This is a genomic window from Pseudomonas lurida (genome assembly GCF_013522705.1).
GTDB classification, from domain to species: Bacteria; Pseudomonadota; Gammaproteobacteria; order Pseudomonadales; family Pseudomonadaceae; genus Aquipseudomonas; species Aquipseudomonas quebecensis.
This window is the reverse complement of record NZ_JAAMRE010000003.1, coordinates 124,455-149,573: the sequence shown is the minus strand read 5'-3', so window position 1 is coordinate 149,573 and position 25,119 is coordinate 124,455. Positions and strand designations below refer to the sequence as shown.

Sequence of the window (25,119 nt, the reverse complement as noted above, 5' to 3'; positions counted from 1 at the left end):
TTAGGGGCAAGTCAGCGCAGTAACAGCCCCTCCTCGAGTGCGACCGCCATCACCTCTTGCGCCGAAACGTTGATCCACGCCTTCACACTCGGCTCGCCGACCGAGGCCAACCAACACCCGGCCATGTGAAACCCCAACGCATAGCCCAACCATCTGGGCTTGTCACCGGAGCCGAAAAACCAGGCGCTGTGATCGTAATACGGCGCCTCAATTTGACTCATCGGTACGGGCGCAATTCGTAGCTCGTCTAGGCTGAACGCTTGTTCCCACGGTTCCGCTGCTGTGCCGAGCAGGTGCCCGACAAACCGACCCGCGAGCCCCTCGCTGACCAGAGCCTCTCCCAATGTCCAGCCGTAGCCGGGCCCGGCCATGCGCAGACAGTGATGCACCTCATGCACAATGTGCCGTTGCAGCGCGCCATTGTTGAGGCTGTCGGCAAAGTGCGGGTTATCGGGATCCAGCGTCATGGAGAACATCGTACTGCGATATGCCCGCCCGACCAGGCCCAGTTCGGGAAGGGTCTCACCGGGCAGACGCTGGATCAGTACGTCCAGTCTCGGTGGCGGCATCCAGCGAGCAATAGCGCGGTAAGCACTTTCGAATGCCGCGCTCACTTCAGGGCGACACTTGGCCAAGGCGCCCGAAGCTTCCAGCCAGTGCAGTGTCCATGCGTCCATTCTCACCTCTCGTCGTCCTGAACAGGTTCCATCATCAGAGTGGCCCATCATACTGACGGCCTGTCACATTGGCAGGCCAGATTAAAAGTGGCGCAGCAAAATCCGCCCACGAACCTTTCGATCTGTTCCAAGTGCGGGCACAATGCGTGTCCTTTTTTGGCAGGCACCGCCGCAGGCTCTCAAAAATGATCAAAACGCCGTACTACCTCATCGATAAACAGAAGCTTCTGGTCAATATGCAGAAGATTGCCTATGTGCGCGAGCAGTCCGGCGCCAAGGCGCTGCTGGCGCTCAAGTGCTTTGCCACTTGGTCGGTGTTCGACTTGATGCAGCAATACATGGACGGCACCACCTCGTCGTCGCTGTATGAGTTGAAGCTCGGTCGCCAGAAGTTCGAAGGTGAAGCGCACGCCTACAGCGTGGCCTGGGCCGACGATGAAATCGAAGAGATGCTGGAGAACTGCGACAAGATCATCTTCAACTCCATCAGCCAACTGCAGCGCTTTGCCGAACGCAGCGAAGGCAAGACCCGTGGCCTGCGTGTGAACCCGCAGGTGAGCAGCTCCGACTACCTGCTGGCCGACCCGGCGCGTCCGTTCAGCCGCCTGGGCGAATGGGACCCGGTGAAAATCGAAGGCGTGATCGAGCAGATCAGCGGCTTCATGTTCCATAACAACTGTGAGAACGGCGATTTCAGCCTGTTCGACAAGATGCTCGGCACCATCGAAGAGCGTTTCGGCGAACTGCTGCACAAGGTCAAGTGGGTCAGCCTCGGCGGTGGCATCCACTTCACCGGCGAAGGCTATGCGCTGGACGCCTTTTGCGCGCGCTTGAAGGCGTTCTCCGAGAAGTACGGCGTGCAGGTCTACCTGGAACCGGGTGAAGCGGCGATCACCAACAGTGCCTCCCTGGAAGTCACCGTGCTCGACACCCTCTACAACGGCAAAAACCTCGCCGTCGTCGACAGCTCCATCGAGGCCCACCTGCTGGACCTGCTGATCTACCGCCTCAACGCCAAGCTGGCACCGAGCGAAGGCGAACACACCTATATGGTGTGCGGCAAATCCTGCCTGGCCGGGGATATCTTCGGCGAATATCAATTCGATCGTCCGCTGGCCATCGGCGATCGGTTGTCGTTCATCGACACCGCGGGCTACACCATGGTCAAGAAAAACTGGTTCAACGGCCTGAAAATGCCGTCCATCGTAGTGAAACAACTCGACGGTACAGTCGAGGTGGTTCGTGAATTTGGTTACGAAGACTACCTGTCCAGCCTTTCGTAAGCTGGCGGATAAAGGAGAGATAAAGCAATTGAAAAAGAACGTTCTTATCATTGGTGCAGGAGGTGTCGCCAAGGTGGTGGCCCACAAGTGCGCGCAGCACAACGACGAGCTCGGTCGTATTGCTATCGCGTCGCGCAACATCTCCAAATGCCAGGCCATCATCGACAGCGTCAAGGCCAAGGGTAGCCTCAAGGTACCCGCCGATATCCAAGCCTTCGCGCTGAACGCCCTGGACGTGGAAGCGACCAAGGCCCTGATCCGCGAGACCGGCTCGCAGATCGTCATCAACGTGGGGTCCGCGTTCCTCAACATGTCGGTCCTGCGGGCCTGCATCGACACGGGCGTAGCGTACCTCGACACCGCCATCCACGAAGAGCCGGGCAAGGTCTGCGAGACCCCGCCGTGGTACGGCAACTACGAATGGAACCACCTGGAAGAGTGCAAACAGAAGAACATCACCGCCATCCTCGGCGTGGGCTTCGACCCGGGTGTCGTCAACGCGTATGCCGCGCTGGCGCAGCAACAGCATTTCGACCGCATTGATTCGATCGATATCCTCGACGTCAATGCCGGCTCCCATGGCAAATACTTCGCCACCAATTTCGACCCGGAAATCAACTTCCGCGAATTCACCGGACAGGTGTGGAGCTGGCAGAACAGCCAGTGGACCAGCAACACCATGTTCGAAGTCAAACGCACCGACGACCTGCCGGTAGTCGGTTCGCAGAATCTGTACCTGACCGGCCACGATGAAGTGCACTCGCTGTCGAAAAACCTCGACGTGCCCAACGTGCGTTTCTGGATGAGCTTTGGCGAGCACTACATCAACGTGTTCACCGTGCTCAACAACCTCGGACTGCTGTCCGAAAAGCCGGTCAAAACCGCCGAAGGCCTGGAAGTGGTGCCGTTGAAAGTGGTCAAGGCCGTACTGCCCGACCCGTCTTCGCTCGCCCCGGGCTACACCGGCAAAACCTGCATCGGTGACCTGGTCAAAGGCACCAAGAACGGCCAGCCGCGTGAAGTGTTCATCTACAACGTCGCCGACCACGAAGAAGCCTTCGCCGAAACCGACAGCCAGGGCATCTCCTACACCGCCGGCGTACCACCGGTAGCCGCCGCGCTGCTGGTAGCCCGTGGTGAATGGGACGTGCAGCGCATGGCCAACGTCGAGGAACTGCCGGCAGAACCGTTCCTGAAGGCGCTGGACGTGATGGGCCTGCCGACTCGGATCAAGGACGAGCACGGTGATCGTGCCTGGGATGCAATGGCCTGATAGGCGATAGCGGACCGAACAAAAAAATGCGCTCGAAGGGGCGCATTTTTTGTTTGGGCGGATACCTATCTCCAAACCACATTGCAATTGCGACGACCAGCCACACCGAGCACTGTCAATTCTCACAGGTTACCGCGCACGCAATACCCGCTAGGCTTAACCATGGAGTGGCTGACCTGCAGGTTTGCTGCCCATTCATCCTGTGGGTAGGGCACGCTCATGAACCTCAACAACAACCGCGCCGCCCGTGCCATCGCACTGGTGTACAGCGCCTGCTGTTACGTGGTGTTCCTAATCACGTTCTTATATTTGATCGGCTTCGTCGGCAGTGTGGCGGTGCCCAAAAACATCAACGATGGCCCCCTCCTCGCTTGGCCACTCGCCGCGCTGATCAACTGCGCACTGATCCTGCTGTTCGGCGTCCAGCACACGGTCATGGCACGCAAAGGCTTCAAGCGGTGGCTGGCGGCAGTCATTCCGACGTCCGTTGAACGCTCCACGTATGTACTGCTCAGCAGCCTGGTGCTTGTACTGATGTTCTGGCTGTGGCAACCGATGACGCTCACCGTTTGGGAAGTTGAAACGACGTGGGCCAGGGGCCTATTGATTGGCCTGTTCTGGTTGGGCTGGGGCATCGCTTTACTGGCAACCTTTTTAATCGGCCACTTCGAACTGTTCGGGCTCAAGCAGCCCATCGACCGTTGGCGCAGGGCCACGCCACAGGCGCCAGAATTCAGAACGCCATTGTTTTACAAGATCGTGCGTCACCCGCTGTACCTGGGTTTCCTGATCGCCTTTTGGGCAACACCGCACATGACCGCTGGGCACCTGTTGTTTTCGATGGGGATGACGGTTTACATCTTCATTGGCGCCAGCTTTGAAGAAAAGGATCTGGTGGCGTTGTTTGGTGAGCGGTATCGGCGTTACCAGCAGGAGGTGGGCATGATTTTGCCGTGGGTGAAGTCACGCAAAAAAGACGCTGAATAAACCTTTGTGACGAGCGGGCTGATCGTTCGAACGCTCTGCGTGGGAATGCCGCCTGGGACGCTCCGCGTCCCGCCAAACGGTCCACGGCTTGAGTACCGCGCGACGGTGACGCGGAGCGTCACGGTCGGCGCGACTGATCGACCTGTTCGTGACGCCGCGCAAAACCTCGCGGATCAGTATTTCTCACCCTCATCGCCTCGAATTTCAGCGACGAGAGCCTGGGCGATCGCTCTGGCTTTGACGATGTTCTCATCGCTGTACACAAACGAAATTTGGCCACCGCGATAATCGAAATAGTATTCCTGCTGCGTAGTGGGAGAGGTCCAGTAAGCCGTTTGGTTGCCGCTGATGGAGATCGTCGCTCCTGTCGTGGGATTAATGGCGGTCACTTCGTCCTGCAACACGATGGTTGGGTCACTGGCACACAAGGCACGCCATTCTTCAGGCGTTATTACATTGCTTTCGACACGGGCGATATGGAGTTCATAGGCCATACAGACATCCATCTGAAAAAAGGGAAAATTCCTAGGCTGCGACGGCAGCGTAGCATTGGTTTTCTACGTTTGCTTTTCTCGGATTTTTCCGACAAGGCTTTCAGGTTGTCGCTCGGAACTTCCCTGACTAACCTCTCCTCCGTCGCTGCCAATTCAGCGACCGGATTTGACCGTCCGGCCTTGTTAACGAGCTGCTACGCCCTGCACCTATCCCAGGCGTTTTTTTTGTGCCTGAGGTATCGTGTCGCGGCAGTTGTGCGCGGGATACCTTCGGGTATGCCGGGTTCGTTGACAACCGGTCGGTCAACCCGCGTACAGCTGCCACCCTCTTCGTTTGACCGCGAACGCTGGCGGCTCCACTTGTCGACGGAGCTCCACCATGATCAAAGACACCCCAAATCCCCCAGATAGACTCTTCACCGTACGCCCCAACCTGGGCACAGAAACCCTGCTGGTCAACGCATCCCAGGATCTATCCTCCATCACCGACATCGCCACGCACCTGGCCTTTGAAATCGACGGTGCACAACGCAATGTCGCGCTGGGCATCTGCCGAATGCTGGAAGGTGTCCAACTGTTGGTAGACAAAGCATTGGATGACGCCCATCCAGCGGCATGACACTCAGGTAATCGTTCCCACGCGCGTGGGAACGATCTCAAAACACCGACCACCCAATCCGCTCACTCAACAACTCCAACGCCTTGATCCCAGCCAGCGAATTCCCCGCTGCGTTCAACTCCGGCGACCATACGCATACGGTAAATTGCCCCGGCACCACCGCGACGATGCCGCCGCCCACACCGCTCTTGCCCGGCAAGCCCACGCGATAGGCAAAGTTGCCCGCCTCGTCATACAGCCCGCTGGTGGCCATGATCGAGTTGACTTGCTTGGTCTGGCGAGCCGTGAGGATCTGCTCGCCGCTGTGGGCGCTCGTGCCCTCGTTGGCCAGGAAGCTGAACGCCTTGGCCAGGTCCAGGCAGCTCATCTGCAGGGCGCAGTAGTTGAAGTAGCTGTGCAGCACCGCGTCCACGTCATTGTGGAAGTTGCCGAAGGATTTCATCAGGTAGGCCATGGCTGCGTTGCGTGCGCCGTGCTGGGCCTCGGAGTCGGCGACGACGCTGTTGACCAGGATCTGCGGGTTGCCCGACAGGCGCCGCACGAAATCGCGCATCGACAGGATCGGCACGGCGAAGCGCGACTGGTTGATATCGCAGATCACCAGGGCGCCGGCGTTGATGAACGGGTTGCGCGGACGGCCGCGTTCGAACTCCAGCTGCACCAGGGAGTTGAACGGCTGCCCCGAAGGCTCGTGGCCCAGGCGTTCCCAGATGCTTTCGCCGCCATGATCGATCGCCTGCACCAGGCTGAACACCTTGGAAATACTCTGCACCGAGAACAGCGTGTCGGCGTCGCCGGCGCGGTAAGCCGAGCCGTCGTTGCCGTACACCGCAATGCCAAGTTGGTTGGCCGGCACATCGGCCAGCGCGGGGATGTAATCGGCGACTTTGCCGAGGCCGATCAAAGGGCGCACTTCGTCGAGAATCGACTCCAGCAACGCCTGCATGTCTTGTCCTGTCATCGTGGTTTGAATCAGTGGTAAACGGGGCGCGCAGGATACTTCAGTGGGCGCGAAAGCCCCACACAATCTCTACCACCCGCTCGGCCACGACCAGATACACCAGGATCAACAACAGTTGCAGCGCCAGGTGGTAGCGCAACCTGGCGAGGCGGCGGATGCCATCGCTGACGTTCAACAGCATCAGCATGCTCGACAACACAATCAGCCCCCACCCCGCCACAGTCGAGGCAAACACGCCAATAAACAGCGGCTGCTGGCCCAGCAGCGTGTTGGTACCGGCGGCGAATAACAGCGCACACACCAGCAGGTTTTTCACATTGTCGAAAATCTGCGCACTCAAGTCGTTTTCCAGCAGGGCCACATATCGCTTCCAGAACGTACGCATCAGTCATCACCGGGCAGGAATCGGTCGTCAATCAAAGTAGTTCAAATGCCCAGGTGCTGCACCGTCCCATGAGTCCAGATAGGCGCCAGATTGACCCACGCTCAGCGCCGGACAAATAAGAACGCACTGAATCAATCACAAGAAGCACAGAACCTTACCGGGGTGAACTACTCCCGCGGCACCACCCCCGTCCCAAACCGCCGAATCGCCAGGCAATACCCCACCAACGCCAGCGCCGCTAGCAGCCCACCCGCCGCGCCAATCCAGGCGAAGCCGAAGTGGCTGCCGACCCAACTGCCCATCAGGGCGCCGCCGCCGATGCCGATGTTGTAGATACCGGAGAACATCGCCATGGCCACATCCGTGGCGTCGGGTGCCAGCACCAGCACCTTGGATTGCATGGCCAGGCCGAAGCCCATGATCGCCATACCCCAGAACACGCTCAAGCCCACCAGGTAGGATTGGGCGCCACTCAATGGCAGCAAGAGCGCCAGACAGGCCGCCAGCAGGAACACAGTACCGACCACGAACAGATGCGGGTTGAAGCGGTGCACCAGGCTGAACAGCAGCGAGCCGATAATGCCCGCGCCGCCGAACACCAGCAGGATCAGGGTCACGGCGCCGCCGCCCATGCCCGCCACGCCTTCGACGAAGGGTTCGATGTAGCTGTAGGCGGTGAATTGCGCGGTGACGGTCATCGCCGTGAGCACGTACAACGCCACCAGCGCCGGGCGTTTGAACAGCAGTGGCAGGCTGCGCAGGGAGCCGGAGTTCTGGCTCGGCAGCGGCGGCAAGGTACGCGCCAGCCAGAACACCAGCCCGCCCGCAAACGCGGCGATCACCAGGAAGGTGGTGCGCCAGCCCATGGCTTCACCGAGCAGGCGCCCCAGAGGGATGCCCAGCACCATCGCCAGGGACGTGCCGGTGGCCAGCAAGCCCAGGGCCTGCACCTGCTTGCCCTGCGGCGCCAGGCGCACGGCGAGAGATGCGGTGATCGACCAGAACAGCGCATGGGACAAGGCGATGCCGATACGGCTGACCATCAACAGGCCGAAGCTGGTGGCCACGCTGGACAGAATATGGCTGGCGATAAACAGCCCGAACAGCACGATCAGCAACTTTCGTCGCTCGACGTTGCGGGTCAGCAACATCACCGGCAACGAGGTCAGCGAGACGACCCACGCATAAATGGTGAGCATCAGGCCAACGCTGGCGATGGGCATGTCGAAGCTTTCGCCAATCGCGCTGAGCAGCCCGACGGGTACGAATTCGGTGGTGTTGAACACAAAAGCGGCCAGCGCCAGGGCGATGACCGGTTGCCAGTTTGGCTGGGGAGTTGCGGTTGAAAGGCTCATTGACGGGCGAGGTACTCTGACGGTGATCGAGCGGCCACCCAGGACAAGCGCCGCCGCCGAGCATTCTATAGGTTTCTCGGGCGGCTGTTGACGCTCATCCGCGGCGCAGAATCAGGGCGCGGTCAGCGTCACCACGTACCTACCCGATTTGACCGGCTGACCGCGTCCGTCCACCAATAGGTAGCGCTGATCGTAAAAACGCCCGCTGCCGCTGTCCGCCACCAGCCGCAGACTGGCCCCGTTGACGCTGGCCACAGGTGCCACGCTGCGGACCGTGAACTGGTTACCTCGGCTGGCGCTGGGGCACCCCGTCACGTCCAACTGCGTGCCACTGTGCGCATTTGTCGCACACATCGGCTCAACGATACTCCCGGTAAACCTGATGGTGCCCTGACTTGCCGGCTGCGCCGCGCCGCATGCGCTTGCCCAGAGGCAAAGGAGACCTGTCGCTGCCGAAAAACCGTTGATACGCATGCTGATACTCCTTCCTGGTGATTAAGAAGTAAGTCGTCAGCACAGGTACTAACTTGAGGTTAATCGTCGCAGAGCAACAAAATGTTACGGATCCACCTGCGCCATCAACTCCGCAACACTCTCCGCGCGTTTGGCATAACGCTGCGCCAGCGCCGCACACACCATCAGCTGGATCTGGTGAAACAGCATCAACGGCAGAATCAATACGCCCATGCTCGCCCCGGCAAACAGCACCTGAGCCATCGGCACACCGGTCGCCAGGCTTTTCTTCGAGCCGCAGAACAGGATGGTGATGCGGTCCTCCTGGTTAAACCCAAAGGCCTTGCCCAACACGGTGGACGCCATCAGCACCAGCGCCAGCAGCACGCAGCAGGCCACCACCAGCCCGCCCAGTTCCCACAATGGGATCTGGTGCCAAATGCCTTCGTTGACCGCCTCGCTGAACGCGCCGTACACCACCAGCAGGATCGAACCCTGGTCGACGAACTTCAGCCAGGCCTTGTTGCGCCCTACCCACTCGCCGATCCAGCGCCGCGCGATCTGCCCGGCGATAAACGGCAGCAGCAATTGCACGCTGATTTTCACGATGGCATCGACGGTGGAGCCGCCCTCGCCATGCACGTTGAGTAAGAGGGTCACCAGCAACGGCGTGAGGAAGATCCCAAACAGGCTCGACGCCGCCGCGCTGCAGATCGCCGCCGGGATATTGCCCCGCGCCAGGGAAGTGAAAGCGATGGCCGACTGCACCGTGGCCGGCAACGCGCAGAGGTAGAGCATACCCATGTACAGGTCTTTGCCGATCAACGGCGACAGCACCGGCTTGAGTGCCAGCCCCAGCAACGGGAACAGCACAAAGGTCAGGCTGAACACCAGCAAGTGCAGGCGCCAATGGCCGGCGCCGGCCACGATGGCCTGGCGCGAAAGCTTGGCGCCGTGCAGGAAAAACAGCAGCGCGATGGCCAGGTTGGTGACCCAGCCGAATGCCACGGCGGTCTGGCCGCTGGCGGGCAATAGGGAGGCGAGGATCACCGTGGCGATCAGCGTGAGGGTGAAGTTGTCGGGCAGAAAGCGGGGCCGGGTCATAGTGAAGTCTTCCAGGGGTTGCCAAGAGCGTCACCGCGACTCTAACGTAACGCCTTGTTACCGACTAACGCCAACGAGCCAGTAAATGCCGCCTAAAGGACATGCCAACACCGTGCGCCGCAGCATTCCTGGGCTGTCCAGCCTGCCACGGCCGGTGTACGGGCGCACCGAATCGCTGCCCAATCGCGCGTTGACCCGTCGCCACAGTCACCCGTGGGTGCAATTGTCCTACGCGATTTCCGGGGTGCTGGAGATCCAGACCAGCGCCGGCCGCTTCGTCGCGCCGCCACAGCGGGCCGTGTGGATTCCGGCGGGCATGCCGCACCGGGTGTACAGCACGCCCCACACCGAGATGCGCAGCCTGTACCTCGATTGCAGCGTCACCCCATGGGCGGCCGGGCATTGTCACGTACTGGAGGTGAGCAACCTGCTGCGCGAGCTGATCCGCCGCTTCAGCGAACTGCCGGTGGAATACGCCGAGGACGGCCCCGACGGGCGTCTGGCCCAGGTGATCCTCGACCAACTCGCCGCCGCGCCGCAGGTCGACCTGATGCTGCCGCTGCCGATGGACCCGCGCCTGCGCCAGATCTACCGCAGCCTCAACCAGCGCCCGGAACAGCAGACCACCCTGGGGCAATGGAGCGACAAACTGGGGGTCAGCGAAAAAACCCTCAGCCGCCTGTTCCTGCGCGATACCGGGCTGACTTTCCGCGCCTGGCGCCAACGCCTGCGCCTGCTCAGCGCCCTGCCCGCCCTCGAACATGGCGAACGGGTCACGGACGTGGCGCTGGCCAGCGGGTATGAATCGACATCGGCGTTCATCAATGCGTTTCGCCAGCAGTTCGATGCCACGCCGGGGGAGTTTTTCCGCTGATTCCAGCGTCAGGATGAAATATCAAATACAGCAGCCAGGCGCTTGCGGCCTTTGGGGGTGAGCGTTAACGCGCGGGTATCGAGCGTGCGCATCAGCCAGCGGTCATGCAGCATATGCGTCAGCAACTGCGCGCCCAACGCACCGCCCAGGTGCGAGCAACGCTGGCTCCAGTCCAGGCAGGGATAAGCAAATCGGCGGCGCGCCGAGCTGTCCGGAACTGCCTGCAGCCCCAGCGCCGTCAGCCGTTCGGTGCCTGTGGCGGTCAGTTGATATCCGCTGTCCTGCAGGCACATCCACTGCTTGCGCAACAACGCATCGTGCACTAGGACGCCAAGTTCTCCGGCCAGGTGGTCGTAGCAACTGCGAGCGTGGCGCAGGTGGCAAGGCGTCGAGGGTTTGAAGGCCGGCGCGTCGAATGAGCTGATTGAAAGCAAGCCTTCCAGCGCCCTGGCGACATCGGCACTGACCAATTGAAAGTAGCGATGCTTGCCTTGAGTGACCAGGGTCACCAGCCCCTGTTCCAGCAGTTTCTGGAAATGGCTGGAGGCGGTCGACGGGCTCTTTTGCGCCACTACCGCCAATTCGGTCGCCGTGCGCGCGCGGCCGTCCAGCAGGCAGCAGAGCATACGCGCCCTGGCGGGGTCGGCGATGGCGGCGGCGACACTGGCCAGTCGCAGCTCGGACTGCTCAACATCCATTGTTCGATGCTCCTCGAAGTGAACGACAGGGCGCAAGCATAGCCTGTGCGTCCACCAAAAGGAGATAGCCATGCGTGACAAGCATTTTTTCGGACACACCGTGCTCAGGTGCACATTCATTCTGGCGATGCTCGGATGGGGCATCGGCTTTTACGGCCCGCCGATTTATCTGCAGGCGGTGATGGAGCGCACGGGCTGGCCAATCGCTCAAGTGTCGGGCGCCGTCACCCTGCACTTCCTCAGCGGCACGCTGGTGATTGCCAATCTGCCCCGCCTGTACGCACGGTTCGGCGTGCCGGCGATCACACTCGCGGGCTGCGCGATGCTGGGCATCGGTGTGAATATCTGGGCCCGGGCCGACACCGTGCAGGTGCTGTACCTGGGCGCGATCTGCTCGGGTATCGGCTGGGTGACCCTGGGCGCCACTGCGGTGAACACTTTGATCGCGCCCTGGTACGTCAAGGAGCGGCCAAAAGCCTTGGGTAAGGCTTACAACGGCGCCAGCCTGGGCGGGGTGATTTTTTCGCCGTTGTGGGTCGTGCTGATCGAGCGCTTCGGCTTTGCCGTGGCTGCGCTGATGGTCAGCCTGATCGCCGTGGTCGTCATCGCCGGGTTCTCGCTGCGGGTCTTCAACCGGACGCCGCGTGATCTCGGGCAACATCCGGATAACCAAGCCCAGGCGGAACCGGTGAGCGTCTCCCAGGCCGATTCGCCCTGGACCACCGCACAGGCGTTCAGGTCAGGTTCGTTCCGCTCGTTGGCCGCCGGCATGTCACTGGGCCTGTTCGCCCAGATCGGCCTGATCGCGCATTTGTATTCCCTGCTCAGCACACGTCTGGGCAGTCATGAAGCCTCCGTGGCCATGGCGCTGGCCACCGCCAGTGCAATGGGCGGTCGCTACGTTGCCGCCCATTTGATGATCGGCGGTTTCAACCGTCGCCACCTCGCTTGCCTGGGGTACGCGGTGCAGTTGCTGGGGACCTTGATGCTGCTGGGTCTGGACCTGCATCCGACATTCGCATGGGCCGCCGTGCTGCTGATCGGCTCGGGCATCGGCAATGCGACTTCGCTGCCGCCGCTGATTGCACAGGTTGAATTCAATCGCGCGCACACTGCCAAGGTCATCGCCCTGATGGTGGCCGTCAGTCAGGCCACTTACGCCTGTGCGCCGGCGTTTTTCGGGTTGATCCGCTCCGTCTTCGACGACCCCGGCCACACGATCATGGCGATGGTGGGCGCGACGGCGGCCGTTCAATTGCTGGCGATGCTGTCGTTCTATCGCAACTCATCCACCCGCGAGCGCAAATAGTGCCCAAACCCGCCCTCGGCTGTTATTGTGCGGCGCTTTGAAAAGCTGCCATGCCACTGCGAGGAAACGGACGTTGAACACTGACGAAAAAATGACCGGAGACCTGTTCGAGGTCGATAAGCGCCTGTCACTCAAACCGGTGGTGGAGTTTAACGCTTACCTGCGCAGCGCATTTGGCGACGGCCCGTGCACCTGCATTCGTTGCACAGCCAGTGGTGGCGACGAAAACGGCTATGAGTTCCAGCACACCTTCGGTTTCGACGGTAAACCCACGCATCGCCGCTTTGCTTCCACGGCGGGCAGCGATGTGTTGCAGGCATTGAAAAAGGCCTGGTTGTCGTATACCAAGGCAGAGCTGCCCGCGAGCGGCGTGTTGGCCCTCGATACGGTAAAAGAATTTGTCGAGCCGCAACTGCACAAGCGCCTGGAGCCGTTGTTTTTGGCCAGTGGGCTGGTCAAGCATGTGGACGGTGTCTTGCACATTCAGCCCCAGGCTATGGCCTGATTCGTACGGCAAATGCACTTTTATAGGGTGAATCTGAGCCAAGCGATGCAGGAAGGATAACCCCTCCCGCATCGCGCCCGACTCAGAACCCCGGCACGCCCTGCACTTGCAGCTCAGGCGTCGTTTCATCCAGCGGCTCCACCAGCGGCCGCTCATCCAGACCCGGCACCAGAATCACCTTACGGCACTCCTCCTCGGCTTTATCAAACAGTTCATAGCCGCGCGCCGCCTGCTCCAAGGACAGGCGATGAGTAACGATAGCCTCCGGGTTCAGACGCCCCAGTTCGATATGTTCCAGCAGTTGCGGCAGGTAACGCTGCACGTGGGTCTGCCCCATCTTGAACGTCAAACCCTTATCGAATGCATCGCCAAACATGAAACCGTGGATGAATCCGGCGTACACCCCTGCCACGCTTACCACTCCGCCCCGTCGGACTGCAGCAATACATTGACGCAGGGCCTTACCGCTGCTGCCTTCGATCTTAAGCGTGGTAAGGATTGTTTCGGTGGTGCTGCCCTTCGCTTCGAAGCCGACCGCGTCCACTACCCCGTCGACCCCACGCATGCCACGGGTCTGGCGGATGATGGTATCGGCGGGGTCATCGTCTTCCTCGAAATTGATCGGAATCACGCCATACATCTTCTGCGCGTACGCCAGTCGATACGGGTGATCATCGACCATGAAGATTTGCTCGGCGCCGAGCATCTGCGCGCACGCGGCGCTCAGCAGGCCTACGGGGCCTGCGCCGTAGATCGCTACGCTGGAGCCCTGGCCGATGCCCGCGTTAGTCACCGCCTGCCACGCCGTGGGCAAGATGTCTGAGAGAAACAGCACCTTCTCATCAGCCAGGGCGCCGGGGACTTTGAACGGCCCGGTATTGGCCTTGGGAACCCGAACCAGCTCAGCCTGACCACCGGGAATGCCACCGTACAAGCGGCTGTAGCCGAACAACGCAGCACCCGGTGGGATCGACTTTTTGTTGAGGATCGCGCCGCGCCCGTCATTGGTGGTTTCACAGGCGGCAAATTGCTGGAGCTGACAGAAGAAGCAGTCGCCACAAGCGATTACGAACGGGATCACTACCCGGTCGCCACGCTGCACGGCGGTGACCGCCGGACCGGTCTCTTCAACGATGCCCATGAACTCGTGGCCGAAGATATCGCCGTGCTCCACCGTCGGTATTTTGCCTCGATACAGATGCAGGTCCGAACCGCAGATAGCGGTAGCGGTGACGCGCAGAATGATGTCGTCGGGTTGCTCGATGATCGGGTCGGGAACCGTATCCACTTGCACTTTGTGGGACCCTTGGAAAGTCATCGCTCGCATGCTTTGCACTCCTGATCTGGAAAAAATGGCAGATTTAAGGGACGGCCATCAGCGCAGTCGCGTAACCGCCAATGCGACCACGGCAATCCGCTCCACGCGCTCGTAACCCGGTTTTTCCAACTCCTCGCCGAACACGTCCGGGTCCAGTTCGCGGTAGGTCCAGCCGTAGGCATCGCTACCGAGCAACGGCTTGACTGCGGCGAGGAAGGGGTCCTCACCGGCGACAATCGCCGCACCGGTGTACAGCACCAGGGTGCCGCCCACGGCCAGGCGACCGAGGGCCTCGCTGACAATCCGCACCGACAGTTGCTCGCCCAGGGCACCGCCGCCGTGCCGGTAGGCGCGCTGGCGGTCGTCGTTCATATAGGGCGGGTTGGCGACAATCAGGTCGAATTCGCCTTCGACGCTGTCCAGCACATTACTGTGATAGGCGCTGACGTTGCCCAGGCCGGCCAGCTCCGCGTTCACGGCAGTCAGGCGCAGGGCGCGGGGGTTGATGTCCACCGCGAGCACTTCGGCGTCGTGGCGCGCCCGGGCGATCACCAGCGCGCCGACGCCGGCGCCGCAACCTATGTCCACCGCGCGTTTGATCGGCTCGAAACGCTGTTGCAGGTGGGCCTCGATCAGTTGCGCGAAGCGGTAGCTGTCAGGCCCGAAAAACACCGCGTCCGATTGGGTGGTGGGGTACGCCGAATGGGCGATCAACAGATCATCCAGGCTCGACCAGCGCACCGTACTGCGCCACAGCGAATCGTGCTCTTCGACCACGTCGGCATGCTGCAACGCTTCGCGCACGCTGTCAGGCAACAGGTCACGGTCGAACGGCATCGACCAGCCGAACACGTCGCGCAGGTTCATCGCCAGCGGGGTCGCGAGGCGACGATAGACGCGGTCATGGGTCAGCGGCGTGGGGGTGGTGAAGTGATAGCCGTCGTGTTTCAACCCTCGGCCCAAGTCCAGCAAGGCGCGGTCGGCGAGTTGTTGTGCGGACATAAGCGGGTTCCTTAGCGCAGGCGCGCACGCAGTTGGATAAAGCGCCGCGTGGCATACAGCCCCGCAGGGGTGCAATGGCGGCGGGCCGACAGCCAGGGAATCAGCGCCGTGAGCTGCTGTTCATCGGTCAGGTTGCTCAGCGATTCGACCAGGGACTGAGTGTCCGGGTCCGTTGGACGGTGCGAGTCGCGGGCCAAGGGTCTGCCGCGTCCAGGCCGCACCGCCGGGACACGCTCGGCGCTGATCCAGTCACCGGCGATCCAGTCGTGCAGCACCTGCTTTTCATAACCGCTGAACACGCCGAACATCGCCGCGCCGGCGCCTTCGATCAGTTGCCAGAAACGGCTCTCGGTTGGGTCCTGATTGCGTTTGATCCAGCCCTTGTCTTCCAGAGCCTGGAGAAATGCGCCGATCTGCCCGGGCTTGGCCAGCCACTGGTTGACGGTCTTGCCTTCGAAGCGGCAGTAATCCGAGTGCATGTGCTGGCCGAACGTGCGCTTGCGCTCCAGCATGGCCACCACTTCGTCATGCAGGTTGAAGCTGTCGATGACGGCGTTGGTGCCCGGGCCCAGGTCATTGAGGCGATAGCCCTCGGCGACACGTCGGTAAAAGTCCGCCCTGCCCTCGCCCAGCGGCAATAGATCGATCACCGATTGCGCCGCCTTGCAGGCGTGGCCGGTGCTGGCATTGTCGATGGTTACATGCAGGGTGAAGTAATAAGGGTCGATGCCCAGCTCGCTCAGCTCGTACGAGGTGATGAGCAGGTGCAGGGGCAACTGTTCGTAGCCAAGGTTGTAGCCGATGATTTCCGGCAGGAAGTCCTCGCCGCACAGGCCCAGCGCCATTTGCAGAGCGCCTTGCAGGTAATGGTCGTCGTCCAGGCCGGCTTCGCTGGCGGCGTCGTGATCGCTGAGCAGCTTGCGGTAGATCACCACATGATTTTGCGCGGCCTGACCGTCGCCCAACTCTTCCAGGTAGGTGGTGAGCAGGCCGTCGAAACGCGGGTCGTGCCAGTGGGCCAGCAGCCCGTACAACCAGGCGCCGTCGACCTGTTTGGTCGGTGCTACGCGCTGCAGGCAATACAAGGCATGGGCCTTGTTCTGGAAAAAGCGCCGGGGCCGACCTTGCTGGCGTTGTTCCAGGTACTCGGCGTAGGCCTGGGCGACTTCGGCGCAGCGCTGCTCCACCCACGCCGTAAGATGTTCAGGCACTTCGGGCAGATCGCCGGGCAGCTCGCGCGCCAGGGTCAATTGCGCCTGCACGAAGTCGCGCGCGACCTCTTCGGCGCCCTCGACTTCGCTGTACAACTGCTGATACAGGTGTTGATAACGACCGTGAGCCGAAAGAAGCATCGAGGCCGGCTGGCCTGAGAGCGCAGTGAGGAACGTCATGATGGCAGTGTCCGCAAAGTCCTAAACAACCAGGCCTGCCGACAAGGCGGCCCCGTGAGCGCGCTGAAATACGCGTGTCTAGAATGCAGAGCGTCGGAGTGTGCAGAAAATTCAAATTGGGTTCAGATGGGCTGGACCAGCGGTCGATTGATTTGGCGCGCAGTGGGCCTGCATGGCTTGGCAGGGCTTATGGGGTGGATGGGCTTTCTGTGGCGAGCGGGCTTGTCCCGCGCTGGGCTGCGAAGCAGCCCCTTTTCAGGCGATGTGTTCCATCTGACACACCGAGGTGCCTTAAGAAGGGCTGATACGCAGCCCAGCGTGGGGCAAGCCCGCTCACTACAAAGGGCGCTTACTTGCGCGCCGCCTCCCATTGTTTAAGCAGGTCGTTGTAGCCGACGGTTTCGCCCTTGGGCTTTTCGTTGGCCAGTTTCGGCTTGGGTGCGCCCGGCTGGTCGAACCAGTATTGCGCGTCGCGCTCGGGGTTCATTTTCGGGCCGCACACCGGTTGCACCTTGGAACGTTCCAGGCGCGTCATGATCGCGTCCTGTTCCTTGGCCAGGTTGTCCAACGCCTGCTGCGGGGTTTTCTCGCCGCTGGCGGCGGCGGCGATATTGCTCCACCACAGCTGCGCCAGGCGTGGGTAGTCCGGCACGTTGGTACCGGTCGGGGTCCACTCCACGCGGGCCGGGCTGCGGTAGAACTCCACCAGGCCGCCCAGTTTCGGCGCCATGTCGGTCATGGCCTGGGAGTTGATGTCGGACTCGCGAATCGGCGTCAGGCCGACGATGGTTTTTTTCAGTGACACGGTTTTCGAGGTGACGAACTGCGCATAGAGCCAGGCCGCCAGTTTCTGCTTCTCGGGAGTGGACTTGAGGAACGTCCAGGAACCTACGTCCTGATAGCCCTTTTTCATGCCCTTTTCCCAGTAAGGCCCTACCGGCGACGGCGCCATGCGCCATTTCGGCGTGCCATCGGCATTTACCACCGGCAGGCCCGGTTTGGTCATGTCGGCGGTAAACGCGGTGTACCAGAAGATCTGCTGGGCGATATTGCCCTGGGACGGCACCGGGCCGGATTCGGAGAAGGTCATGCCCGCCGCTTCCGGCGGCGCGTAGGCTTTCATCCAGTCCACGTATTTCTGGGTGGCGAATACCGCCGCCGGGCCGTTGGTGTCGCCGCCACGGGTGACACTGGAACCCACCGGGTGGCAGTCCTCCACGCGAATGCCCCACTCGTCCACCGGCAAGCCGTTTGGCAGGCCTTTGTCGCCGCCGCCGGCCATGGAGAACCAGGCGTCGGTGAAACGCCACCCCAGGGACGGGTCTTTCTTGCCGTAGTCCATGTGCCCATAGATGCGCTTGCCGTCGATTTCCTTGACGTCTTCGCTGAAGAATTTGGCGATGTCTTCGTAGGCCGACCAGTTCACCGGCACACCGAGTTCATAGCCGTACTTTTCCTTGAACTTGGCTTTCAGCTCCGGACGCTCGAACCAGTCGGCACGGAACCAGTAGAGGTTGGCGAACTGCTGGTCGGGCAATTGGTAGAGCTTGCCGTACGGGCCGGTGGTGAACGACAGGCCGATAAAGTCCTTGAGGTCCAGGGTCGGCGAGGTGAAGTCCTTGCCTTCGTTGGCCATCAGGTCGGTGATCGACTCGGTCTTGCCGTAGCGAACGTGGGTACCGATCAAGTCGGAATCGTTAACCCAGCCGTCGTAGATGTTCTTGTCGGACTGCATCTGGGTCTGCAGTTTTTCCACCACGTCGCCTTCCTGCAGCAGGTCGTGGGTCAGCTTGATGCCGGTAATCTCACTGAAGGCCTTGGCCAGCACCTTGGATTCGTACTCATGGGTGGTGAGGGTTTCCGACACCACGTTGATCTTCATCCCACGGAACGGCTCTGCGGCCTTGATAAACCACTTCAACTCTTCGAGCTGCTGGGCTTCGGTGAGGGTGGACGGTTTGAACTCGCTGCCGATCCATTTTTTCGCGGCATCTTCGTAGGCATCGGCCCAGGCCGACGCGCTCAAACCGCTCAGGGCCAGTACGGCGGCCAATGAAATGCTATGTCGCAGCTTATTGTTCTTATTCAACATAGAGACCTCCTGGTTGTTTATTTCATAAGGGCATCAGCCCCAGCGCATCACACTCAACAGCCATACCAGGGACAGCGCGGACGCTACCCAGATGCTCCAGTCGGTAACGCCGATCACCAGCAAATGCAGGTAGGCGCTGCCGAGAAGACCGATAAACAAGCGATCACCACGGGTGGTGCTGATCGGCAAAAAACCGCGCCGAGGGATGCTCGGCGAGCGCAGCTCCCAAGTGGTCATGCCCGCCAGAATCAGGGCGATGCCGCCGAAGAACAGCGCGGTGGGGGTGGTCCAGGCCATCCATTCCATCATCGAATCCTCTAGACCCGGCCCAGGGCAAAGCCCTTGGCCACGTGGTTACGAACAAACCAGATCACCAGCATGCCCGGCAGGATAGTCAGCACCCCCGCCGCTGCCAGCACGCCCCAGTCGATACCGGAGGCCGAAACGGTGCGGGTCATCACCGCCGCAATGGGCTTGGCATTGACCGACGTGAGGGTGCGCGCCAGCAGCAGCTCGACCCAGGAAAACATAAAGCAGAAAAATGCCGTCACCCCGATGCCGGAGCCGATCAGCGGAACAAAGATTTTCACGAAGAACTTAGGAAACGAGTAGCCGTCGATGTAGGCGGTTTCGTCGATTTCCTTGGGCACGCCGGACATAAAACCTTCCAGAATCCACACCGCTAACGGCACGTTGAACAGGCAATGGGCCAGCGCCACGGCGATGTGCGTATCGAACAGGCCGATGGACGAATACAGCTGGAAAAACGGCAACAGAAATACCGCCGGCGGCGCCATGCGGTTGGTCAGCAGCCAGAAGAACAGGTGCTTGTCGCCCAAGAAGCGATAGCGCGAGAAGGCATAGGCTGCCGGCAACGCCACGCTCAGGGAAATCACTGTGTTCAGGCTCACGTAGTACAGCGAGTTGAGGTAACCGGTGTACCAGCTCGGATCGGTGAAGATCACCTTGTAGTTAGCCAGGGTGAAATCCTGCGGAAACAGGGTCAGCCCACCGAGGATTTCGGTGTTGCTCTTGAAGGACATATTCAGCAGCCAGTAGATCGGCACCAGCAGGAACAGGATGTACACCAGCAGCGGAATCAGCTTGCGTTTGCTCATGTTGGCGGCCTCAGCGGTTGGCGTCGGAGTGGGTCATGGCGGTGTAGAACAGCCAGGACACCAACAGGATGATCAGGAAGTACACCAGGGAAAACGCCGCCGCCGGGCCGAGGTCGAATTGACCTACGGCCATCTGGGTCAAGGTCTGACTCAGAAACGTGGTGGCGTTACCTGGCCCGCCGCCGGTCAGTACGAAGGGTTCGGTGTAGATCATGAAGCTGTCCATAAAGCGCAGCATTACCGCGATCAGCAGCACGCTCTTCATCTTGGGCAACTGGATATGCCGGAAAACCGCCCAGGCTGAGGCCCGATCGATACGTGCGGCCTGGTAGTACACATCCGGAATCGCCCGTAGGCCGGAATAACACAGCAGCGCCACCAATGAGGTCCAGTGCCATACGTCCATCACCAGCACCGTGACCCAGGCGTCCATGGTGTTGGCCGCGTAGTTGTAGTTGATGCCCAGGGCGTTGAGGGTCGAGCCCAGCAGGCCGATGTCGGCGCGGCCGAAGATCTGCCAGATGGTGCCCACTACGTTCCAGGGAATCAGCAACGGGATCGCCAGAATAATCAACACCAGCGACGACCACCGGCCCTTGGTCGGCATGGTCAGGGCGATGGCGATGCCCAGGGGGATTTCGATTAGCAGCACGCAGGCCGAATAGATGAACTGGCGCAGCAGCGAGTCGTGCAGGCGCGGGTCGAGCAGTACTTGCTTGTACCAGTCGGCGCCGACGAAGTAGCGGCTGGACTGGTCGAAAATGTCCTGCACCGAGTAGTTGACCACGGTCATCATCGGGATCACCGCACTGAACGCTACCAGCAGGAACACCGGCAGTACCAGCCACCAGGCTTTGTTGTTCTGCACCTTGTTCATGGCTGCACCTCCAGCAGGTAATCGTCGGCATAGAGCATCAGCCATTGCGCGGGAAAACTGATGGACGCCTGGCGTTGCGGCACCGGTTTGTCTTCGGCCAGGCGCACCTTAAGCGTCGCACCGTCGAGGTTGAGGGTCATGATCTTGTAGGTGCCGAGGTCTTCCAGATGAGTGATATCGGCTTGCAGGGCGTCAGGGTTGTACTCGTCCCATACATGGATAAATTCCGGACGAATACCTACCTGGAGCTTTTGGCAGTTCGACTCGGCAATGCGTTGCTGCAATGCGCCGGACAGCGGCAGGTGCGTGCCGGCAAAGCGTACACCGCCCGCCTCGGCCTGCACCTCAATCAGATTCATCCCAGGGCTGCCGATGAAATAGCCGACAAAGGTGTGGCTGGGCCGTTCGAATAACTCACGTGGTGTGCCGAACTGCACGATCTGCCCGCCGTACATCACCGCGATCTTGTCGGCGAAGGTCGACGCTTCCAACTGGTCGTGGGTGACGTAGACCATGGTGATATTGAACTGCTCGTGGATCTGCTTGAGCTTGCGCCGCAGTTTCCACTTCAGGTGCGGGTCGATCACCGTCAGCGGTTCGTCGAACAGGATCGCCGACACGTCGTCACGCACCAGGCCACGGCCCATGGAGACTTTCTGCTTTTCGTCGGCGGTGAGGTTGCGGGCTTTTTTGTTCAGCAGGTTTTGCAGGTCGAGGACTTCAGCAATTTCCTGCACTTTGCTATGAATTTTCGCCTCGGCCATGCCCTGGTTGCGCAACGGGAAGGCCAGGTTGTCGAATACCGTCATGGTGTCGTAGACCACCGGGAACTGGAACACCTGGGCAATGTTGCGTTTCTCCGGAGTCAGGTCGTTGACCACTTGGGTGTCGAACAGCACCTGGCCTTCGGACGGGCTGAGCAACCCGGAGATGATATTGAGCAGGGTCGACTTGCCGCAGCCCGATGGGCCGAGCAACGCGTAGGCGCCGCCCTGCTCCCACACATGGTTCATTTCCCGGATCGCGTAGTCTTCAGGCCCTTTGGGCGTAGGGCTGTAGCTGTGCGCCAGGTTCTGCAAATGGATCTCGGCCATCAGGCAACCCTCGCAACACGGCGCCCGGGGGCCTGGACCAAACGGCCCTGGCCATCGAACACAAACAGTTTATGGGTGGGGATATACACGCGGATCGGCGCGTCGACGTCGTACTCGTGCACTCCCGGCAAGTGCAGCACCAGCAGAAAGTGCTCGCTGCGCACATGCAGGAAGGTCTCCGAGCCGCTGATCTCAGCCACCTCCACGGTCACGGCCAACTCCAGGTCGTCGTCGTTGCTCGGCACCAGGCTGATGTGGCTGGGGCGCACACCGAAGCGGAACTCGCCCTCACCAATGGGGCGCAGGTCGACATTCAGCGGGAAGTGCACAAAGTTGGCGAAGCTGACTTCGTTGCCGCTGATCCGCCCGGGCATCAAGTTGATCGGCGGTTCGGAAAACAGCTCGGCGGCCAGCACCGTTTGCGGCTGGTGATACACCTCGGCGGCCTTGCCGCTCTGGATCACCCGGCCTTCATGAAGGATGGTGGTGGTGCCACCCAGCGCCAGCGCTTCATTAGGCTCGGTGGTGGCGTAGATGGCGATGGTGTGACGCGCGGCGAACAGCTCGCGCATTTCCTGACGCAGCTCTTCGCGCAGTTTGTAGTCCAGGTTCACCAGCGGCTCATCGAACAGGATCAGCTCGGCGTCCTTTACCAAGGCGCGCGCCATGGCGGTGCGCTGTTGTTGCCCACCGGACAACTCCAGCGGGTGCCGTTGCAGGAATTTCTCGATGCGCAGCATCCGGGCGGTTTCCAGCACCTTGCTTTGGATCAGCTCGTCGCTCACGCCGGCCTGGCGCAAGGGCGAGGCGATGTTCTCGAACACGGTCATGGTCGGGTAGTTGATGAACTGCTGATAGACCATCGACACGTTGCGCAGGCGCACCGGTTTATGGGTGACGTCCGCGCCGTTCATCAGGATGCGGCCGCTGTCGGGCTTGTCCAGGCCGGCCATCAGGCGCATCAGGCTGGTCTTGCCGGACAGCGTCCGGCCAAGCAGAACGTTGAACGAACCCGGCTCGAAACGCAGGTTGGCGTCGTCGATCCAAGTCTGGCCTTCTACAACGCGGGAGACATGTTCCAGGGTCAATGACATGACACGACCTTTTTATTATTGGAATGAATCTGGCCATTCGTCAGAGCGAGTTTCGTGCCAAAAATGCAGGTGCTTGATTCACAAGCAAATGGCCTCAAGGTGATGTTCAGGAGTGAACAATTTGGCTGAACAAGTGAACAGCTTGGGGGTTGACAGTGAACAGTTCTGAACAACACTCTTTGAACCCGACTGACTGTTCAACACACAGGTCCAAGGTGGCCCGGTGGCGTCAGGTAGATCGTGCAAGACCCCAAAACAATAAAAAGAAGGTCACCCCATGGCCGAACCCTTGGCTCACGACACCATCATCCAGGACTCCTGGCGCCGTTGCCGCGCCTTTGGCCTGGACCACCAAAGTACGCCCAGCTTTGACCAGTTGCCCGCCGAGGGCATCAGCCAACTGCTGGAGAGCCAGCACTCCCTGGTGCAGACCACTCACCAGGAAGTACTGCCCTACTACGAAAATATCCTCAGCAATTCCAACTGCCTGATCATGCTGGCCGATAACCAGGGCCAGGTCCTGACGTCATGGGGCACCCAGCGTTTTATCGAACCCAAGCTCGCCCGTGGTTTCAGCGCCGGCGCCAGCTGGCTGGAGCGCGCCAGCGGTACCAACGCCATCGGCACCGCGCTGGCCTGTGCCCAGGCGGTGCATATCGAGCATGACGAGCACTTCCTCAAGGCCAACCGCTTCATGACCGGCTCGGCGGCGCCGATCTTCGATGCCCAGCGCGAAATTATCGCCGTGCTGGATGTGTCCAGCGACAGCTACCTGCCGCCCTCCCATACCCTCGGCATGGTCAAGATGATGAGCCAGACCGTGGAGAACCGGTTGATCCTCAACCTGTTTCGCGGCGAGCACTTCCAGCTGACCTTCAACACCGGATTGAGCAACCTCGACAGCCAATGGGCGGGGCTGCTGATTTTCGATGAAAGCGGCCAGGTACTGTCGGCCAACCGTCGCGCCGACAACCTGCTGGGCATCAGTTTGTCGCGGGTGATGATCGACAGCCTGTTCAAGGTGTCGTTGCTGGAGTTGCTCAACCAGCCCGAAGGCTTGCCGTTTTCGTTGCAGGCGGCCGGGCGCAACCGCTTCCAGTGCCTGCTCAAACGCCCCCTCCAGCAGCCGGTGCAGGCTCGCGTGTTTACCGAGCCCAAGACCAGCGAACCACCCGCGCCCCCGCCACCGGCGTCAATCGGGCTTAATACCCTGCATTTCGGCGACCCACGCGTGGAAAAAGCCGTGCGCCAGGCCGAGCGCCTGCTGGAAAAAGACATTCCCCTGCTGATCCACGGCGAAACCGGCGTGGGTAAAGAAGTATTCGTCAAAGCCCTGCACCAGGCCAGTTCCCGCAGCCGCCAGGCGTTTATCGCGGTGAACTGTGCGGCCATTCCCGCCGAGTTGGTGGAATCGGAACTGTTCGGCTACGAAAAAGGCGCGTTCACCGGCGCCAATCAGAAAGGCAGCATCGGCCTGATTCGCAAGGCCGACAAAGGCACACTGTTTCTCGACGAAATCGGCGACATGCCGCTGCCGACTCAGGCGCGGCTGTTGAGGGTGTTGCAGGAGCGCTGCGTGCAACCGGTGGGCAGCAGCGACGTGTTCCCGGTGGATCTGCGCATCATCTCCGCCACCAACCGGGCCTTGCGCGAGCTGGTACAGGTCGGGCGCTTTCGTGAAGATTTGTACTACCGCATCGGTGGCCTGACCCTGGAACTGCCACCGCTGCGTGAACGTCACGACAAACAGGCGCTGTTCCAGCAACTGTGGCAACGGCATCGCGAGCCGACGCAATGGGCCGGTTTGAGCGCCGAGGTGCTGGCCCTGTTCGAGCAACACCCCTGGCCAGGTAACCTGCGCCAGGTCAGCAGTGTGCTGCAGGTGGCGCTGGCGATGGCTGAAGAACAGCCGATCCGCGCGGAGCATTTGCCGGACGACTTTTTTGTCGACTTGGGCCGGGCAGCGCCACCGCCGGCCAATGACGGGCTGGAAGACAGTGGCGACCTGAACCAACGCCTGAAAGCCGCTGGCGGGAACATTTCCCATTTGGCGCGGGAACTGGGAGTAAGCCGCAATACCTTGTACAAACGTCTGCGCCAGCACTGACGCTTTAAGCGCAGGGAAGCTTGCTGCCCAGAACGATCACGCGCTTTTT

The 25,119-nt window shown here is 60.9% G+C and carries 25 protein-coding genes; 8 read left to right on the top strand and 17 right to left on the bottom strand.

The annotated features are described in order from the left end of the window. Positions 1-11 precede the first annotated feature (11 nt). A complete protein-coding gene (locus tag G7025_RS04065) occupies positions 12-677 on the bottom strand; it encodes a DUF2268 domain-containing putative Zn-dependent protease (protein WP_181076774.1) in 666 nt (221 codons plus the stop codon). A 185-nt stretch (positions 678-862) separates the two neighbouring features. Here G7025_RS04065 and G7025_RS04060 point away from each other — a divergent pair, with 185 nt between their 5' ends. The 3 genes from G7025_RS04060 to mddA all read left to right on the top strand — a co-directional run bounded on the left by G7025_RS04060 (position 863) and on the right by mddA (position 4,220). Then, entirely contained in the window at positions 863-1,960 is a 1,098-nt protein-coding gene (locus tag G7025_RS04060; protein WP_181076771.1) for a carboxynorspermidine decarboxylase, read from the top strand. A gap of 28 nt (positions 1,961-1,988) precedes the next feature. Continuing rightward, complete coding sequence (locus G7025_RS04055; RefSeq protein WP_181076769.1) at positions 1,989-3,233, top strand: saccharopine dehydrogenase family protein; 1,245 nt, start codon at positions 1,989-1,991, stop codon at positions 3,231-3,233. 219 nt (positions 3,234-3,452) lie between these two features. Continuing rightward, the gene (mddA, locus tag G7025_RS04050; protein WP_181076767.1) at positions 3,453-4,220 is read left to right on the top strand and encodes a methanethiol S-methyltransferase; all 768 of its coding nucleotides are present in this window, start codon (positions 3,453-3,455) and stop codon (positions 4,218-4,220) included. Between the two features lie 173 nt (positions 4,221-4,393). Here the strand turns inward: mddA and G7025_RS04045 are convergent, their stop codons facing one another. Next, positions 4,394-4,714, bottom strand: a complete 321-nt coding sequence (locus tag G7025_RS04045; protein WP_236218510.1) for a hypothetical protein — start codon at positions 4,712-4,714, stop codon at positions 4,394-4,396. A 379-nt stretch (positions 4,715-5,093) separates the two neighbouring features. Here G7025_RS04045 and G7025_RS04040 point away from each other — a divergent pair, with 379 nt between their 5' ends. After that, on the top strand, positions 5,094-5,333 hold the full coding sequence (locus G7025_RS04040; RefSeq protein WP_181076765.1) for a DUF6124 family protein: 240 nt from the start codon (positions 5,094-5,096) through the stop codon (positions 5,331-5,333). 37 nt (positions 5,334-5,370) lie between these two features. Here the strand turns inward: G7025_RS04040 and glsB are convergent, their stop codons facing one another. The 5 genes from glsB to G7025_RS04015 form a co-directional block, all read right to left on the bottom strand. Beyond that, positions 5,371-6,279 (bottom strand): glutaminase B, encoded by a 909-nt coding sequence (gene glsB / locus G7025_RS04035; protein WP_032889526.1) that lies wholly within the window; start codon positions 6,277-6,279, stop codon positions 5,371-5,373. Between the two features lie 55 nt (positions 6,280-6,334). Next, entirely contained in the window at positions 6,335-6,679 is a 345-nt protein-coding gene (locus G7025_RS04030) for a hypothetical protein (RefSeq protein WP_181076762.1), read from the bottom strand. Positions 6,680-6,846: 167 nt separating this feature from the next. After that, positions 6,847-8,034, bottom strand: coding sequence for a sugar transporter (locus tag G7025_RS04025; protein WP_181076760.1), 1,188 nt, complete (start codon positions 8,032-8,034; stop codon positions 6,847-6,849). 111 nt (positions 8,035-8,145) lie between these two features. Beyond that, a complete protein-coding gene (locus tag G7025_RS04020) occupies positions 8,146-8,508 on the bottom strand; it encodes a type 1 fimbrial protein (protein WP_181076758.1) in 363 nt (120 codons plus the stop codon). 84 nt (positions 8,509-8,592) lie between these two features. Continuing rightward, positions 8,593-9,591 (bottom strand): bile acid:sodium symporter family protein, encoded by a 999-nt coding sequence (locus G7025_RS04015; protein ID WP_181076757.1) that lies wholly within the window; start codon positions 9,589-9,591, stop codon positions 8,593-8,595. Between the two features lie 85 nt (positions 9,592-9,676). Here G7025_RS04015 and G7025_RS04010 point away from each other — a divergent pair, with 85 nt between their 5' ends. Continuing rightward, positions 9,677-10,465, top strand: a complete 789-nt coding sequence (locus tag G7025_RS04010; protein ID WP_181076755.1) for an AraC family transcriptional regulator — start codon at positions 9,677-9,679, stop codon at positions 10,463-10,465. Between the two features lie 8 nt (positions 10,466-10,473). Here the strand turns inward: G7025_RS04010 and G7025_RS04005 are convergent, their stop codons facing one another. Then, on the bottom strand, positions 10,474-11,163 hold the full coding sequence (locus tag G7025_RS04005; protein ID WP_181076754.1) for a helix-turn-helix domain-containing protein: 690 nt from the start codon (positions 11,161-11,163) through the stop codon (positions 10,474-10,476). Between the two features lie 70 nt (positions 11,164-11,233). Between G7025_RS04005 and G7025_RS04000 the strand changes: the two genes are divergently transcribed. After that, the gene (locus G7025_RS04000) at positions 11,234-12,472 is read left to right on the top strand and encodes an MFS transporter (RefSeq protein WP_181076752.1); all 1,239 of its coding nucleotides are present in this window, start codon (positions 11,234-11,236) and stop codon (positions 12,470-12,472) included. Between the two features lie 73 nt (positions 12,473-12,545). Next, positions 12,546-12,977, top strand: a complete 432-nt coding sequence (locus G7025_RS03995) for a hypothetical protein (RefSeq protein WP_181076750.1) — start codon at positions 12,546-12,548, stop codon at positions 12,975-12,977. Between the two features lie 82 nt (positions 12,978-13,059). Here the strand turns inward: G7025_RS03995 and G7025_RS03990 are convergent, their stop codons facing one another. The 9 genes from G7025_RS03990 to G7025_RS03950 form a co-directional block, all read right to left on the bottom strand. After that, complete coding sequence (locus G7025_RS03990) at positions 13,060-14,304, bottom strand: zinc-dependent alcohol dehydrogenase (RefSeq protein ID WP_181076748.1); 1,245 nt, start codon at positions 14,302-14,304, stop codon at positions 13,060-13,062. Positions 14,305-14,352: 48 nt separating this feature from the next. Beyond that, complete coding sequence (locus G7025_RS03985; protein WP_181076747.1) at positions 14,353-15,297, bottom strand: methyltransferase; 945 nt, start codon at positions 15,295-15,297, stop codon at positions 14,353-14,355. A gap of 11 nt (positions 15,298-15,308) precedes the next feature. After that, positions 15,309-16,688: an iron-containing redox enzyme family protein gene (locus G7025_RS03980; RefSeq protein ID WP_181076745.1), complete on the bottom strand. Its 1,380-nt coding sequence runs from the start codon at positions 16,686-16,688 to the stop codon at positions 15,309-15,311. 349 nt (positions 16,689-17,037) lie between these two features. After that, positions 17,038-18,780 carry an ABC transporter substrate-binding protein gene (locus G7025_RS03975; protein ID WP_181076744.1) on the bottom strand — a complete coding sequence of 581 codons (1,743 nt, stop codon included), beginning with the start codon at positions 18,778-18,780 and terminating at the stop codon, positions 17,038-17,040. Positions 18,781-18,813: 33 nt separating this feature from the next. Continuing rightward, positions 18,814-19,086, bottom strand: coding sequence for a DUF2160 domain-containing protein (locus G7025_RS03970; RefSeq protein WP_003232363.1), 273 nt, complete (start codon positions 19,084-19,086; stop codon positions 18,814-18,816). Positions 19,087-19,097: 11 nt separating this feature from the next. Continuing rightward, a complete protein-coding gene (locus tag G7025_RS03965) occupies positions 19,098-19,898 on the bottom strand; it encodes a carbohydrate ABC transporter permease (RefSeq protein WP_181076743.1) in 801 nt (266 codons plus the stop codon). A 10-nt stretch (positions 19,899-19,908) separates the two neighbouring features. After that, complete coding sequence (locus G7025_RS03960; protein ID WP_034098582.1) at positions 19,909-20,775, bottom strand: carbohydrate ABC transporter permease; 867 nt, start codon at positions 20,773-20,775, stop codon at positions 19,909-19,911. Next, positions 20,772-21,869 carry an ABC transporter ATP-binding protein gene (locus tag G7025_RS03955; protein WP_181076742.1) on the bottom strand — a complete coding sequence of 366 codons (1,098 nt, stop codon included), beginning with the start codon at positions 21,867-21,869 and terminating at the stop codon, positions 20,772-20,774. Before G7025_RS03955 ends, G7025_RS03960 begins: the two co-directional genes overlap by 4 nt. Then, entirely contained in the window at positions 21,869-22,963 is a 1,095-nt protein-coding gene (locus G7025_RS03950; RefSeq protein WP_181076741.1) for an ABC transporter ATP-binding protein, read from the bottom strand. Before G7025_RS03950 ends, G7025_RS03955 begins: the two co-directional genes overlap by 1 nt. Positions 22,964-23,240: 277 nt before the next feature. Here G7025_RS03950 and G7025_RS03945 point away from each other — a divergent pair, with 277 nt between their 5' ends. Continuing rightward, positions 23,241-25,070: a sigma-54-dependent Fis family transcriptional regulator gene (locus G7025_RS03945; protein ID WP_181076740.1), complete on the top strand. Its 1,830-nt coding sequence runs from the start codon at positions 23,241-23,243 to the stop codon at positions 25,068-25,070. Positions 25,071-25,119: the final 49 nt, after the last annotated feature.